The following is a 13,817-nucleotide window of genomic DNA, read 5'->3' on the forward strand; positions in this document are numbered from 1 at the left end:
CGTTAGTCCGGTGCTTCCCGCACGGCCCCGGCGGGGAACGCGGGACAGGGCGGGAATAAACGGAGACCCCCTCCTGTTGGCTGTCCCGTACCCACGTGACGTATGTACGCAGTGCAGGAGGCACCCCCAGTGACAGTGGACCCGACCGGTGACGGCACCCGTGACGACGGCATCCGCGAGGACGGTATCCGCGGGGAGCGGCTCGGCACCGCGCCCGTACCCCTGTCCGTACTCGACCTGGTGACCGTCGGCGCGGGGCGCACCGCCACCGACGCGCTGCGCACCAGCGTCGAGATCGCCAAGCTCGCGGAGGGCCGCGGCTACCACCGCTACTGGGTGGCCGAGCACCACTCCATGCCGGGCGTCGCCTCCTCGTCCCCGGCCGTGATCCTCGCCCACCTCGCCGCCCACACCGGCCGCATCCGGCTCGGCTCCGGCGGCGTGATGCTGCCCAACCACGCGCCGCTCGTCATCGCCGAGCAGTTCGGCACCCTGGAGGCGATGGCCCCCGGCCGCGTCGACCTGGGCCTGGGCCGGGCCCCCGGCACCGACGGCGCCACCGCCGCGGCCCTGCGCCGCGCCGAGCGCCTCAACGAGGGCGCCGACGACTTCCCCCAGCAACTCGCCGAACTCACCCGGTTCCTGGACGACGACTTCCCCGACGGTCACCCGTACGGGCGCATCCACGCGGTGCCGGGACCCATCCAGGCGACCTCGCCCGGCGGTGTGCAGTCCACCCACCGCCCGCCGATCTGGCTGCTCGGCTCCTCCGGCTTCAGCGCCCGGCTCGCGGGCGTCCTCGGCCTGCCGTTCGCCTTCGCGCACCACTTCTCCGCGCAGAACACCATCCCGGCCCTCGACCTCTACCGGGAGTCGTTCAAGCCCTCCGCGGTGCTCGACGCCCCGTACGCCCTCATCGGCGTCTCGGCGCTGGCCACCGACGAGGAGAACGAGGCCCGCCGCCAGGTGCGGGCCGCGGCCTTGAACATGGTCCGCCTGCGCACCGGCCGCCCCGGCCTCGTGCCCACCCCCGAGGAGGCGGAGACGCACGAATTCAGCCCCATGGAGCAGGAGTTCATCACCAACTGGAACTCCAACGTCATCCACGGCGCCGCCGAGGAGGTCCGCACCGGCCTCGACGACCTCGCCAAGCGCACCGGCGCGGACGAGCTGATGATCACGGGTAACGCGCACAGTGGCGAGGTGCGCTTGCGTTCTTACGAGTTGATCGCGGACGCGTACGGGTTGCCTACGGCGTAGAAGCGGCGCCGAGGGTGCGCCCCGTAAGGGGCGCGGGGAACTGCGCGAGCAACCACGGAAAAGCCGCGGTCGCGTCTGCCGAGTTACCTGGCAGACGCGACCGCGGCTTGTCGCGCGCTGAGCGCGCAGTTCCCCGCGCCCCTTACGGGGCGCTCAGCTACGGGACACCCGCTACAAAGCGCCCCGCAAAAGCGCGGAGATACGATCCGGCGGCACCGCCCGCGAGTAGAGCCACCCCTGCCCCGTGTCACACCCGATCCGCCGAAGCCGCCCAGCCTGAGACGCGGTCTCCACGCACTCCGCGGTGACCGTGATCCCGAGCCGGTGCGCGAGCTGTACCAGGGCCTCGACGATGATCTCGTCGGCGGGGTTCAGATGCGTCTCCCCCTCCTCGTACTGGAAGCCCCGCACGAACGACCCGTCGAGCTTCAGTACGGAGACCGGGAGGCGGCTCAGGTACGCCAGGTTCGAGTACCCGGTGCCGAAGTCGTCGATGGCGATCTGCACCCCCATGTCGCTGAGCGCCTGAAGGGCCTGCAGCGGCCGCCCCGCGGAGCCCATGACGGCGGACTCGGTGAGCTCCAACTGGAGGAGTTCCGCGGGGAGTCCGGTCTCGGCGAGGATCTCCGCGACATCGGCGACCAGGTCCGAGTCCCACACCTGGCGCACCGCGACGTTGACGCTCACGAACACCGGATCCCGCTCCGGATGCGCCAACTGCCAGCGCCGCGCCTGCCGACAGGCCGTCCGCAGGACCCACCGGCCCAGCTGCACGATCGACCCGTCCTCCTCGGCCAGTTGGATGAACCGATTCGGCGTGAGCAGCCCGAACTGCGGGTGCCGCCAGCGCACCAGCGCCTCCACCCCGCGTACGTCCTCGTCCGCGAGGCCCACCAACGGCTGGTACTCCAGGACGAATTCGCCCCGCTCGACGGCCGGACGCAGTGAACTGGCCAGTGTCTGGCGGGTCATGCGGTGGGCGTTGCGCTCCGGGTCGAAGAGCGTCCAGCGGGCCTTGCCGTCGGTCTTGGCCCAGTACAGCGTGGTGTCGGCGGCCTGCATGAGCCCGGTCGTGGTGGTGCCCGCCGCGCGCCGCTCGACGACGCCGATGGACGCGGAGACGGAGAGCCGCTGCCCCGAGAGGTCGAATGGTTCCTGCAGCGCCTTCAGGACCGCGTCGGCGAGGTCCGCGAGCTGGTCCGTGCCGGTCGACTCCTCGACGAGCAGCGCGAACTCGTCGCCGCCCAGGCGCGCCACCAGGGGCGCCGACACCCTGCCGTACCCGGCCTCGTCGGCGCAGTGCGTGAGGCGTTTGGCGACGGCCGCGAGCAGCCGGTCGCCGATCCGGTGGCCGAGGGTGTCGTTGACCGCCTTGAACCCGTCGAGGTCGAGGTAGCACAGGCCGATCCGGCCGGTGCTCGTGTCGTCGTAGGCGCCCGCTTCGAGCGCGGAGGCGAGCCGCTCGAAGAAGAGGTTGCGGTTGGGCAGCCGGGTCACCGGGTCGTGCATCTGGACGTGGCGCAGCCTGGCCTGGAGTTCGCGGCGCGCGCTGATGTCGGCGGCGGAGAGCAGCACGGCGCGGTCGCCTTCGCCGCCGTCCCCGCGCTGGGAATCCGGCATCGGCTGCACCGTGACCTGCACCCACAGGGAGTGCCCGTCGGGGTGCTTCAGGCGGCGGGTGCAGCGCAGCTTGGCCTGCCTGCCCCGGAGCACCTCGCGGTAGGCGTGCCAGGCGCGGGCGTCGGAGGCCAGGTCGACCAGGTCGGCGGCGACGCGTCCGGCCAGCGCGTCGGCGGCGGTGCCGAGCAGCTCGGCGAGGGCGTCGTTGGCGCAGACGACGAGGCCGTCGGGGTCGACGACGGCGAGGGGGAGCGGGGCGCCGGTGAAGGCGGCGCGGTAGTCGGCCGGATCCGGGGGGCGACGCTGAGTGACGGCGGACCTGGCGGACCTGGCGCGACCGGGCGCCGTGACCGCCGTGGGCGGGGGCCCTTCTGACGTTCCGTTCACCGCTTGCTCCCGCAGTGCAGTTGTTCTCGAACAGGTCTCGTCGGGCGGCGGGCAGCTGGCGGTCCTGGGCCTGGAACCCGGGCCCGCGCAGGAAAGTGTGCCGATCATAGAGGCAGGCCAGAAGCCCTTTCCAGCGGCGCCGCGGGGTGGGGCACGGCCCATCGCCCACGGCAGATCGTTTCTGCTCGGCACTGCACTGGTTCCTTTGTGAGCCGATCGCTTGTGACGTTCTGTGAGCGTCCGAGTGTCGCCCGCGCACTCGTCGCTCACTCGGAAGGGCCAGACAAACAGGGCGTACTTCAACAAAACATCACAGGGTGGGTGGGGTGTCCCGCATTCCGCACCCGGAGGTCGACGTGCCGCGTCAGCTCCCCCCTTGGGGACTCACTCGTGGAGGGGAGAAATCCGCCCTGCGCACCACCGCGGCCCTGCTCACCTCGCTGACCGCGCTGGCCGCGACCTCGCTGGTCGCGGGCCCGGCCATCGCCGAATCGGCGGCCGGCCCGTGCGCCCTGCGCCGCACCCCCGCCCACCACTCGGAGGGCCTCGACACCTGGAACAGCTCCTATCCGCGCCCGGCCAGGACCCTGAACGCGGTGATGGTCTTCCTGTCCTTCCCCGACTCGCCGCCGCAGACCACCCCCCAAGAGCTCGCCGCCGACTACTTCCCGGCCACGAGTCGGTTCTTCGAGCACGCCTCGTACGGCAAGTTCGCCCTGCGTCCGCACCCCCGGCGCGAGTGGGTGGAGATGCCGGAGAACTCCATGTCGTACGCCATACAGCGCGACTGGAACGCCAAGCGGCGCAGCGCCTATCTGCGCGACGCGGTGGCCGCGGCCGATCCGCACGTCGACTTCTCGCGGTACGACGTCGTCTACTTCGTCGCCGACCCGGACGCCCCCGGCGTCGACTCGGACGCCACGAAGGTCGTGAACTTCGACCATCCGATGCGGGCCGACGGCACGGACATCCGTCGCATCGTCACGGTCTTCGAGCGGCACCCGCCGGACCGCAACGTGCTCGCCCACGAGACGGGCCACGTCTTCGACCTGCCCGACCTCTACCACCGGCCCACCGACGGCAAGGGCGACTGGGACACCTACGTCGGTGACTGGGACGTCATGGGCAGCCAGTTCGGCCTCGCCCCCGACCTCTTCGGCTGGCACAAGTGGAAGCTGGGCTGGCTGGAGCCGCGGCAGGTGCGGTGCGTGACGGGCGGCACGGAGCGGCTGACCCTCGAACCGCTGTCGGCGGTCCCGGCGCGCGGCGCCCTCGGCGGCACCAAGCTCGCGGTGGTCCGCACGGGGCGCGAGACGGCGATCGCCATCGAGGCACGGGGCGCCGCGGGCAACGACCACGCGACGTGCACCGAGGGCGTGCTCGTCTACCAGGTGCGGGGCGGTACGGCGTCGGGCGGCGGCCCCATCGAGGTGGTCGACGCACATCCGGAGTCGGAGTCCTGCTGGGGCGACTCGGTGTACCCGCAGCTGGCGGACGCCCCGGTGCGGGCGGGCGAGAGCTTCACGGTGCCCGGCGAGGACGTGCGCGTCGAGGTGGCGGGGCGGACGGCGTCGGGGGCGTGGACGGTGCAGGTCACGGCGGACTGAGGTGAGGGGCGGGGTGCGCGCGTACGCCGGAAGCCCCCGCGTACGCGAGGAAGTCCCCCGCATACGCAAGAAGTTCCCCCCGCATACGCAAGAAGCCCCCCGCTCGCGCGAGGGGCTTCTTGCTGTCTGTGCGCCGCCAGGGACTCGAACCCCGGACCCGCTGATTAAGAGTCAGCTGCTCTAACCAACTGAGCTAGCGGCGCCTGCTGACGTCGTAGACCTTAGCATCCTGATCGCCGCCAGGAAAAATCGATATGCGTACCGCGGACGAGACGGCGGAGCGGGCCGCGCGGACGCAGGCCCAGAGCATCACCTCGGGGCCGGGCAGCCAGGGGTGCCGGGTGTCGGGGGCGACCAGCCAGCGCGATTCCAGGCGGGCGGCGGGGGCGGTGTCGGGGGCGCCCGCGGAGGGCGGCGGCACGGTGACCGCGTCGCCGGTGCCGTGGCAGAGCACGGAGGGGACGGTGCGGCCCCACTCCTCCCAGGCCAGCAGGCTGGGCAGCCGCTGGGCGGTGCCGGGCGCCGTGAAGAGCAGCACGCGGCCGCGGTGCGCGGCGACGGGGCCCGATCCCGGGCCTTCCTCCCATAACCGGTCGAGCATCCGCCGTCCGAAGACGGCGGGCGCGCTGATCACGTCGAAGGCGGAGCCGCAGGGGAGTACCGCGGGGGCGCAGGGGCGGCTGCGCCAGTGCGCGAGGGCGCTGCGCGGATACGTTTCGGCGGAGGCGAGCCAGGCGGCTCCGTCGGCGGTCACGTCACAGGCGTCGCGGGCGGGACGCGAGGGGGTGCTCATGGCAGACAGATTTACCGGTAGTGAGCATTCCATTTCTGAGAGTTGTTAGAAATCGGGACAACAAGGGGTCGGGTGGAGTACCTTGCCTCCCTGGCATATGCCAACTGATCCTTTCGGGCGCGATCAGTCCCGGCGCTCGACGCCCCCGCGCAGCAGGTCCCGCCCGAACTCGACCATCTTCTCCGCGTAGTCCTCGGTCCACTCCGCGCGCTCCGCGATCAGCGCGGTCGTCAGCCGGTCGAACCGGCGCGGGTCGGCGAGCTGGGCCGCCGCGATGGCCTGGAACTCGACGGACCGGTCCGTCGCGGCACGGAACGCGTGGGTCAGCTCCGTCGCCCGGTCCAGGAGCTCGCGCGGGTCCTCGATCGACTCCAGGTCGAAGAAGTGCTCCGGGTCGGCACCGGCCTCGGCCGGTTCGAAGAGCAGCGGCGCGGGGCGCATGCGCTGTTCGGACCGGGGCCGCTGGGGCTCCGCCATGGCTTGTCCTCCTCGTACGGTGCGGGCCGCCCGTCCGGCGTCCGGCCGCCTCCCATTGTCCCTTGCGCCGCAAGTGGGCAGGGCCCCGTAAGGGGCGCGGGGAACCGCGCGCGCAACCACGAACAGGCCGCGCCTAACGGGGCCACGTCACCCGATGCTCCGACAGCCGCGCCAGCACCGCGTGGTTCGCCTCCCAGCCGTCGGGGAACTTGACGGTGACGCCCAGCTGGACCGGCTCCGTGGACGGGTGGTCGTCCAGGAGGTCGGAGACGCCCGCGCGGCAGACCACGATGCAGGCGTGCCGGTGGCGCGACGCGAGCACGCACAGCCGGCCCGTCTCCAAGTGGAACGCCGTGGCGTCCGGGCGCCCGGAGAGCGGGTGCAGGACGACCGTCACGTCGTACTCCCGGCCCTGGAGCCGGTTCGCGGTGTCCACCGTGACGTCCGTGACGCCCAGGTCCGCGAGGGCCGCCCGCACCGCCGCCGCCTGGTCGCGGTGCGCGGTGCCGACGGCGATGCGGTCGGCCGTGAGCGGCGTCGGGTCGGGATCGCGCTCCGAGGTGGCCGCGCCGCCCCGGTCCAGGAGGCGGCGGACGACCAGGGCCACCGCGCGCACCGCCTCCGGGTCCGTGCGCGGAGTGTTCCTCGCGGGCAGCTCCAGCAGGCCCCAGCCCGCCCGCGCCGCCTCGTCGATCACCTGGTCGGGGCCCGAACCGTCCGACGGCACCCCGAAGGTGAGCGCCCGGTCGTCGTGTCCCGTGCCGCTGCGGAACGGCGTGTACGGGTAGAAGGCGTCCGAGACGAGCGGGGCCGCGGAGGCGGGCAGGCGCCAGGACACCGGGAGGCGGTGCTGGGGCAGCTCCGGGTTGTGCGCGAGGAGCGTGCTGACGGCCGAGGCCGACGGGTCGTACGAAAGCCCGGCCCATTGCTCCGCGCCGACGATCGAGAACGGGTCGAGCTGGCCGGGATCGCCCACGAACAGCGCCCGCTCGAAGAGTCCGGCCACGGCGAGCAGCGCGTCCGACCGCATCTGGTACGCCTCGTCGACGATGGCGTGCCCCCACGGCGCGTCCAGCTGGTCGACCTTGACGTGCGCCCACTTCGCGGCCGTCGAGATGACGACGTCCAGGCCCGCGAGGTCACCCGCCTTGGTCGACTTGCGGACGTTCGCCAGGTCGTCGAGCGCCTTGTCGTACGGATCGGGATCGCTGCTGTGCAAACGGCCGACCGGCAGCTCGGGGTCCTTCTCGGCGAGCCGCAGGACCAGGTCGTCCACCTGCGCGTTCGTCTGCGCGATCACCATCAGGGGGCGTCCCGCCGCGGCCAGTTCGCGAGCCGCGCGGACCACGAGCGTCGACTTGCCCGCGCCGGGCGGCGAGTCGACCACGACGCCGCGGTGCGTGCCGTGCAGCGTGTCGTGGAGGATCGCGTCGGTGGCGCGCGTCGCCTCGGCGCCGGGGTCGAAGGTGCCGCCCGCGGGCGGCGCGAGCCGCATCACAGGGTGTCCTCCGCGGTCACGGGGTCGGGGCTCTCCGCGGCGTCCGACGGCGGGCCGCCGTGGGTCCACGGGGTGGCTTCCGGCTCCGGCAGCTTGGGGCCGCCGCGCTGCTCGTGCTCGAAGAGCGTCCAGCAGAGGCGGTCGCCCTTGACCGGCACGGAGCCTTCGTCGGGTTCCTTGCCGCGGCCCATCTTGTCGGTGAGGCGCAGGACGACCGAGCCTCCTTCCTCATGGCCCACGAACTCGGCGGTCTGCGGCTTGCCCCCGAGGGAGCGGTACACCTTCGTGCGCTCGCCGAGGTGGGGGTGGTCGTCCGTGCGGACGGTGACCAGGGGGCGCGGGCGCGGGTTCTTGCTCTCGCTGTACGCCATGACGACCTCGGTCACCTCTCCGGTGAACGCCTCGCCCGCGAGCCGTCGGCCCGCCATCACCAGTGGGTCGTCGAGGGCCTCCTGGGCGTCGAGGCGGGCCTGTTCGCGCTCGCGCGTGGCCAGTTTGTTCGCCGCGGTGATCGCGTCGTCGACGCGGGGCTGCGGGGGTTCGCCCGCCGTGACGCGGTCCCGGTGGCCGGTGAACGACCAGCGGTCGCGGGTCCACCGGTCGGCGGCGTGCGCGGCCACCGGGAGCGTGCACAGGGCGTCGAGGCCGCGCCACACGGCGTCCCAGGTGGGGCGGGTCCTGCTCGCGACCAAGGCCTGGATCTCCCGCTCCGCCGCGGTCAGCGCGGCCAGCCTGACGTCCGCCTCGACGCCGTCCTCGGCGGCGGCGAGCGCGGTGCGGGCGCGGTCGTAGCGCTCCATGGCGGGGGCGAGCAGGTCGTTGTCGAAGGCCGGGTCGGTGGCCGGGCCCGCGGGCGGGCAGAGCAGCTGTCCTTCCTTGTCGCGGGCCAGCTCGGCGCGGCGCGCGGCGTCGGCGCCCGAGGTGCCCCCGGGGGCCTCGATCCAGGCGAGCAGGGCGCCCAGATGCTGGTCCTCCAGGCTGGACTGGCCGGTGGCCCAGTGCCGCGAGAGCAGCTCGGTCATGGCCGTGAGCAGGGCCGATCCCGGGACCCGGGCGCGCTCACCGAAGTGCGTGAGCCAGCGGCCGAGCAGCGGGACGCGGGGCGGGGCGGGATACGGCGTCTCGGGGTCCTGCTCGGCGGTCCTGCGAAAGCGCATGGAACGGCCCAGGAGCCGGACGAACTCGATGCCCGCGCGGCTCGGCACGATCAACTGCGGCGCGTCCGCGCACAGTTCGACCTCGACCTTGACCCGCTTGCCCGTCTCGGGGTCGGTCTCGTTCCGCTCGGCCGCCTCGACGTCGGCCGCGAACCCGTCGACGTACGGCAGGACGATCTCGGCGAGCTCCCCGAGGAAGGCGAAGCGCAGGTCGCGGTCGCGGGGCTGGGGGACGACGAGGAGCCGCGGCGAGGTGCGCTCCGTCCCGACGAGGGCGCCGAGCGGGGCGCCCGCCTCGCCCGCGGTGGTGAGCGGGACCAGGACGAGGGGCCGCTGGGAGAGGTGCCGGTGGCGCACGGTCGCGCGGGGCTGTGCGCGGCCGGTGTCCACGGCTTCCAGGCGGGCGAGGTTGTCGATCAGTGACACATGCGTCCCTTCTCCGGCCGCGGGGCCCTGGGACCCCGCGCACCGCCGTGATTCCGTACGCCGCCGTGCCTCAGCATCCCGAACCCCCGCCCGAGGCGCCCGCGCCGGCGAGCGCCTCGGCCCGCAGGCCCGCCGCTCTGCGCAGGGTCGCCACCGCCGGGTCGTCCGGGTCGCCGCTCGTGCCGAGGGCCGCGGAGAGGATCTCGCCGATCGTCGTCAGGCCGCCGAGCTCGCCGCGGATCGAGCGGCCGAGCGACGTCACCTCGCCCTCGTCCCTGGCCCGGTCCCGGCAGTGGAAGGCCAGCTCACAGGCGGCCAGGCACTCGGGTGCGTACGACGCCGGGACCGCCTCGACCGCCGCCGTCAGCTCGGCGGCCGGGCGCCGCACGTCGAACGTCGTGCCCTCGGGGAGCCCGGCCGCGATGTCCTCGACGCGGGTGAGGCGCTCCAGCTGGCGGCGCGTCACCGAGAGCTGTTTGCGCACGTCGACGGCGGACGCCGTGGCGAAGTTCGAGAAGTCCTTGGGGCAGACGAGCAGGACGTGGTGACGCACCCGCGGCGGGTCCTCCATGCGCGCGGCGACCCGCTCCAGGGCCAGTGCGTACACCGCGGCCTGCCGGGCGGCCGCGCCCACCTTCGCGGCGTCCGCCGAACCGTCGATCATCGGGAAGGACTTGATCTCGACGACCGTCCAACGGCCGTCGGGGTGGACGACCACGGCGTCCGGTTCGAGGAAGGCGGGCGTCCCCGCGACGTCCAGGGCCAGCATGGGGTGGTCGAGGAGCGTCCAGCCGCCGGATTCCGTGGCCTCGCGCAGCGCGAGCGCGGTGCGGGCCGCGCGGCCCTCGGGGCCCGCCGCCGAGAGGTCGGGCACGGCGGACTCGCCCGGCACGGGCTCGGGCCCGCCGCCCAGGCGCCCGTGCGTGAGCCGCAGCAGCTCCGCGCCGCCGTCGGCCTTGACCCGCGCCTCGAAGGCATTGCCCCGCATGAAGGCGAACTGGGACTGGCCGAAGCCGGAGGGCGAGCCGAGCGACTCGGCGAGCGCCGCCTTGTCCACGCCCGCGCCGTCCAGGAGGGCGCGCCGTCCGCACCCGGGGTTGGCCGCGAGCGCGGCCAGCGCGCGGGCGTCGAGGGGGCGCGGTGGAACGTCGGGGCCGCGCAGCTCAGCGAGCTGGTGCCGGAGCGCCGTCCCCCGCTTCGGCGGGGCTGGCACTCGGCTCGGCGCCGGGGTCGGCACTCTGCTTGCGCTGTCGGGGAATTCGCTCACCTGCCGAAGTCTGGCACCCGGCACTGACAATCGAGGGCCCAGTGGCGGAAGGGGCCGCGGGAGTGCGCGCGAAGAGCGTACGCAGCCGGGTCATCAGGGGGTCGGTGAGCCGTCGCACGGGCCGCACGAGCAGCAGGCCCACGCCCATCACGGCGGCGCCCGCCACCGCGTCGAGGAAGTAGTGGTTCGCGGTGCCCATCACGACGATGGTGGTGATCAGCGGGTAGGCGACACCGGCCGCCTTGGCCAGCGGGGTGTGCCCGTACTTCCAGAGCATCACGCCGCACCACAGCGCCCACCCGACGTGCAGGCTGGGCATCGCCGCGTACTGGTTGGTCATGCCGCCGAGCCCGCGCGGCGCGCTCGCCTCGCCGCCCCACCAGCCGTAGTCGCTGTACTGCGCCATGGTGTCGACGAAGCCGTGGCCCGCGCTGAGCAGCCGCGGCGGGCAGGTGGGCAGCAGGGTGAAGCCGACCAGGCCGATCATGGTGGAGATCATCAGCCACGCGCGTGCCGCGCGGTAGTGCACCGCCCGGCTGCGGAACAGCCAGATCAGGATGGCGGGCGTGACGAGATAGTGCAGCGAGGCGTACCAGAAGTCGGCGGGGACGCCGATCCAGGCGTGTTCGGTGAAGAGACGGTTCAGCGGGTGTTCCGCGTTGAGCCGCAGGTACTGCTCGGCTCTGAGGATCTGGATGCCGTGGTCGACGGCGCTCGCCACGTCACCGCGGACGACCAGCCGGCCCGCCGAGTACAGGGCGTACACCAGAACGATCAGTGGCAGCTCCGTGTACCAGCGAAGCCGGTGTTCGGGTATGCCTTCGGCGCCCGGCGCGTCGATCTTCGGCATCCGGTCGGTCCCCCACTCGTCTCTGTTCACGCGGCGTACGCCGCCGCATCACCTTACGGCGTACGCGAGGGGCGCCGAGGCGTCCCCCGGTGGTCTTAGACGCAGAGATCGGCGAGTGGGTTGCCAGCCCGGGCGAGCGGCTGATCTCGGGTGGGTGATGATGGAGAGGGCGGACACTCCCTGTCCGTACAAATCTGCACAAAGCAGTAAAAGTCCACTCGAAGAGGTCCCCCCATGGCACCCCGCATCCTGCTGGCCCGGCACGGACAGACGGAATGGTCACTGTCCGGGAAGCACACCGGCAGGACGGATATCCCGCTCCTCGAAGAGGGGCGCCGCGGCGCGAAGCTCCTGGGCGAGCGGCTGCACCGCGCCCCCTACGACGGCCTGCCCGACGTCGAGGTGCGCACGAGCCCGCTCTCCCGCGCGCGGGAGACCTGCGAGATCGCCGGGTTCGGCGACCGGGCCACCACCTGGGACGCGCTGATGGAGTTCGACTACGGGGCGTACGACGGGATGACCCCCGCGGACATCCAGGCGGTCCGCCCCGGCTGGTTCATCTGGCGGGACGGCGTCCCCAGGGGCGAGACGCTGGAGCAGGTCGCCGCGCGGGCGGACGAGGTGGTGGCGTGGGCGCGCTCCGCCGACCGTGACGTCCTGGTCTTCGCGCACGGCCACATCCTTCGGGTCATCGGCGCGCGCTGGCTGGGCCTCGGCATCGATTTCGCCGCCCGCATCCGCCTCAACCCGACGTCCCTCTCCACCTTGGGCTGGGCCTACGGAGAGCCCGCCATCGAGTCGTGGAACGAGACGGGACACCTGTCCTGACGGACGGGCGCGGGAGCTGTCCCGCCCGGGGAGCTATCCCACCCGGGGCAGCGAGGCGTGCCGCTCCAGGAAGCCGCTCACGCCGGACGCCCTGCGGTGCGGGAGCAGCACCCGCGCCGTCGTCGCGAGCATCGACTGGATGCGCGACGACTGCACCTCGCCCAGGAGCGAAAGGACCCGCAGGCCCGCCGTCGCCGCCTCGTCGGGGCGGCCCGCGCGGGCCAGGTCGTCGGCGAGCTCGGCGGTGTAGAGCGCGATGTTCCTGGTGAACTGCGGGGTCTGGGACGAGGCGGTGACCGCCGCGAGCCGCGCGTGCCTGGCCGCCCGCTCCCAGTCGCCGAGCGCGGACCAGCACTGCGCCTCCAGGCCCTCCAGCTCGGCGGGTCCGTAGAAGCTCATCCACTCCGGGTCACGCTCCGTCGCCCCCCGGTCGAAGAGGGCGTGCGCGCGGGTCAGCGACTGCTCGCAGCCCGCCCGGTCGCCGAGCCCCGCCCAGCCGCCCGCCTCGCGCAGCGCGACGAGGGAGAGCAGCCGGTGCGAGCCGAGGTGCCGGGCCGCCCCGGTGGCGGCCTGCGCGGCCCGCACCGCTTCGCGGGGGCGCCCCGCGTCGCGCGCGAGGAACGCGGAGTTGCAGAAGGCGTGCGCCTCGACCCCGTGGTCGCCGGACATCCGCGCGGTGGCGAGGGCCTCCGCGTAGTGCGAGCGCGCGTCGTCGAAGCGGCCCGAGTCGTGCGCCAGCCAGCCCACGGAGATGGCCAGTTCACCGGCGCCCGCGTGCAGCCGGTCGGAGGTCGACTGACGGGTGGTGCTCGCGTCGAGCAGGGTGTAGGCGGCCCGCAGGGGGGCGGCCGCGCGCCGGTAGAGGCCGTCGGCCCCGTGCCGGTCGTCGAGCAGCCTGATCCTGCGTACGGCCTCCTCGACCGCGCAGGCGTCGGCCGCGTCGGCCCGGCGGCCCCGCGGCCCCGCGGCCCAGGCCTGGCCGCCCAGGGAGAGCCCGATGGGCCCCAGGGCCGCGGCCACGGTGGCCGTGGAGCCGGTCATGAACGCGCGACGTTCCACGTCGCTCTCCTCGTGGATCTGGATCGCGTACGGGTCGCAGGCGCGGGGGTCGGACCCGGTCGGATGGGACTCGTAGAACTGGATCGTGGGCTCTGGCTGGATCGTGGTGTGCGGCAGGGGCGCGCCGATGCTGTCGCGCGCCCCCCGGCCGCGCACCTGCGAGCGCGGCGTGAAGCCCATGTCCGTCAGCGTCCTGCCGGGGAACATGTGCAGGAACACGCGCTCGTAGGCGTAGTTGGGGCAACGGATCTCGCCTGCCTCGACGCGCCCTACGTAGCGCGCGTCGCAGCTGACCCGCTCGCCGATCTCACGGGCGGCCCGGCGGACCGCCGCGGCGAACTCGCCCGGTGAGCGCGGCCCGCGCAGCTGGCGGAAGACAAGGTTCGGTCGCGGGGACTGAGTTGACGATGCCATCGGTGACGACGCCATGGCCGGACCCTCTCGTACGGATCGTGACCCTCATGGTGCGGATCGTGCCGGACCGCGCACGCCCCCGCGCTCCTGCGATGCTCGCGTGGCTGCCCCTGTTCCGGCGGAGCACGAACGTACAGGCCCCGAGGGGTCGGGCACGCGGAGTTTGGCTACAAA

At 73.4% G+C, this 13,817-nt stretch carries 11 protein-coding genes and 1 tRNA gene; 3 read left to right on the top strand and 9 right to left on the bottom strand.

Translation table 11 applies throughout. The features are described 5' to 3' along the window. Positions 1–171 precede the first annotated feature (171 nt). Positions 172–1,260, top strand: coding sequence for an LLM class flavin-dependent oxidoreductase (locus tag CP970_RS27585; protein WP_055547972.1), 1,089 nt, complete (start codon positions 172–174; stop codon positions 1,258–1,260). Between the two features lie 171 nt (positions 1,261–1,431). Here CP970_RS27585 and CP970_RS27590 read toward each other — a convergent pair whose 3' ends face one another. Further along, positions 1,432–3,267 (bottom strand): putative bifunctional diguanylate cyclase/phosphodiesterase, encoded by a 1,836-nt coding sequence (locus CP970_RS27590; RefSeq protein ID WP_055547966.1) that lies wholly within the window; start codon positions 3,265–3,267, stop codon positions 1,432–1,434. 326 nt (positions 3,268–3,593) lie between these two features. On the opposite strand from CP970_RS27590, the gene CP970_RS27595 reads away from it, so the two are divergent. Continuing rightward, the gene (locus CP970_RS27595; RefSeq protein ID WP_055547968.1) at positions 3,594–4,874 is read left to right on the top strand and encodes a M6 family metalloprotease domain-containing protein; all 1,281 of its coding nucleotides are present in this window, start codon (positions 3,594–3,596) and stop codon (positions 4,872–4,874) included. 129 nt (positions 4,875–5,003) lie between these two features. Here CP970_RS27595 and CP970_RS27600 read toward each other — a convergent pair. From CP970_RS27600 to CP970_RS27630, 7 genes are all read right to left on the bottom strand, one after another. Beyond that, positions 5,004–5,077: transfer RNA gene (locus CP970_RS27600), tRNA-Lys, on the bottom strand. Then, positions 5,068–5,667 (bottom strand): bifunctional DNA primase/polymerase, encoded by a 600-nt coding sequence (locus CP970_RS27605; protein WP_150494059.1) that lies wholly within the window; start codon positions 5,665–5,667, stop codon positions 5,068–5,070. Before CP970_RS27605 ends, CP970_RS27600 begins: the two co-directional genes overlap by 10 nt. A 123-nt stretch (positions 5,668–5,790) precedes the next feature. Continuing rightward, entirely contained in the window at positions 5,791–6,144 is a 354-nt protein-coding gene (locus CP970_RS27610; protein WP_055550769.1) for a hypothetical protein, read from the bottom strand. A 133-nt stretch (positions 6,145–6,277) separates the two neighbouring features. Beyond that, entirely contained in the window at positions 6,278–7,639 is a 1,362-nt protein-coding gene (locus CP970_RS27615) for an AAA domain-containing protein (RefSeq protein ID WP_055550771.1), read from the bottom strand. Beyond that, positions 7,639–9,225, bottom strand: a complete 1,587-nt coding sequence (locus CP970_RS27620; protein WP_055550773.1) for a hypothetical protein — start codon at positions 9,223–9,225, stop codon at positions 7,639–7,641. The genes CP970_RS27615 and CP970_RS27620 overlap by 1 nt, the downstream gene beginning before the upstream one ends. A gap of 70 nt (positions 9,226–9,295) precedes the next feature. After that, entirely contained in the window at positions 9,296–10,438 is a 1,143-nt protein-coding gene (locus CP970_RS27625; protein ID WP_055550776.1) for a hypothetical protein, read from the bottom strand. Continuing rightward, positions 10,389–11,342: a phosphatase PAP2 family protein gene (locus tag CP970_RS27630; protein ID WP_055550778.1), complete on the bottom strand. Its 954-nt coding sequence runs from the start codon at positions 11,340–11,342 to the stop codon at positions 10,389–10,391. Before CP970_RS27630 ends, CP970_RS27625 begins: the two co-directional genes overlap by 50 nt. Before the next feature lie 234 nt (positions 11,343–11,576). Here CP970_RS27630 and CP970_RS27635 point away from each other — a divergent pair, with 234 nt between their 5' ends. Further along, entirely contained in the window at positions 11,577–12,170 is a 594-nt protein-coding gene (locus tag CP970_RS27635; RefSeq protein WP_055550780.1) for a histidine phosphatase family protein, read from the top strand. Positions 12,171–12,203: 33 nt separating this feature from the next. Here CP970_RS27635 and CP970_RS27640 read toward each other — a convergent pair whose 3' ends face one another. Beyond that, positions 12,204–13,658, bottom strand: coding sequence for a tetratricopeptide repeat protein (locus tag CP970_RS27640; protein ID WP_055550782.1), 1,455 nt, complete (start codon positions 13,656–13,658; stop codon positions 12,204–12,206). Positions 13,659–13,817: the final 159 nt, after the last annotated feature.

The sequence above is a fragment of the Streptomyces kanamyceticus genome, assembly GCF_008704495.1.
Lineage (GTDB): Bacteria > Actinomycetota > Actinomycetes > Streptomycetales > Streptomycetaceae > Streptomyces > Streptomyces kanamyceticus.

What these genes read in the sequence shown, in the direction of transcription:
- CP970_RS27605 (WP_150494059.1), bottom strand. Translation starts at nt 5,667, where the DNA reads ATGAGCACCCCCTCGCGTCCCGCCCGCGACGCCTGTGACGTGACCGCC.
- CP970_RS27640 (WP_055550782.1), bottom strand. Translation starts at nt 13,658, where the DNA reads ATGGCGTCGTCACCGATGGCATCGTCAACTCAGTCCCCGCGACCGAAC.
- CP970_RS27635 (WP_055550780.1), top strand. Translation starts at nt 11,577, where the DNA reads ATGGCACCCCGCATCCTGCTGGCCCGGCACGGACAGACGGAATGGTCA.
- CP970_RS27630 (WP_055550778.1), bottom strand. Translation starts at nt 11,342, where the DNA reads ATGCCGAAGATCGACGCGCCGGGCGCCGAAGGCATACCCGAACACCGG.
- CP970_RS27610 (WP_055550769.1), bottom strand. Translation starts at nt 6,144, where the DNA reads ATGGCGGAGCCCCAGCGGCCCCGGTCCGAACAGCGCATGCGCCCCGCG.
- CP970_RS27615 (WP_055550771.1), bottom strand. Translation starts at nt 7,639, where the DNA reads ATGCGGCTCGCGCCGCCCGCGGGCGGCACCTTCGACCCCGGCGCCGAG.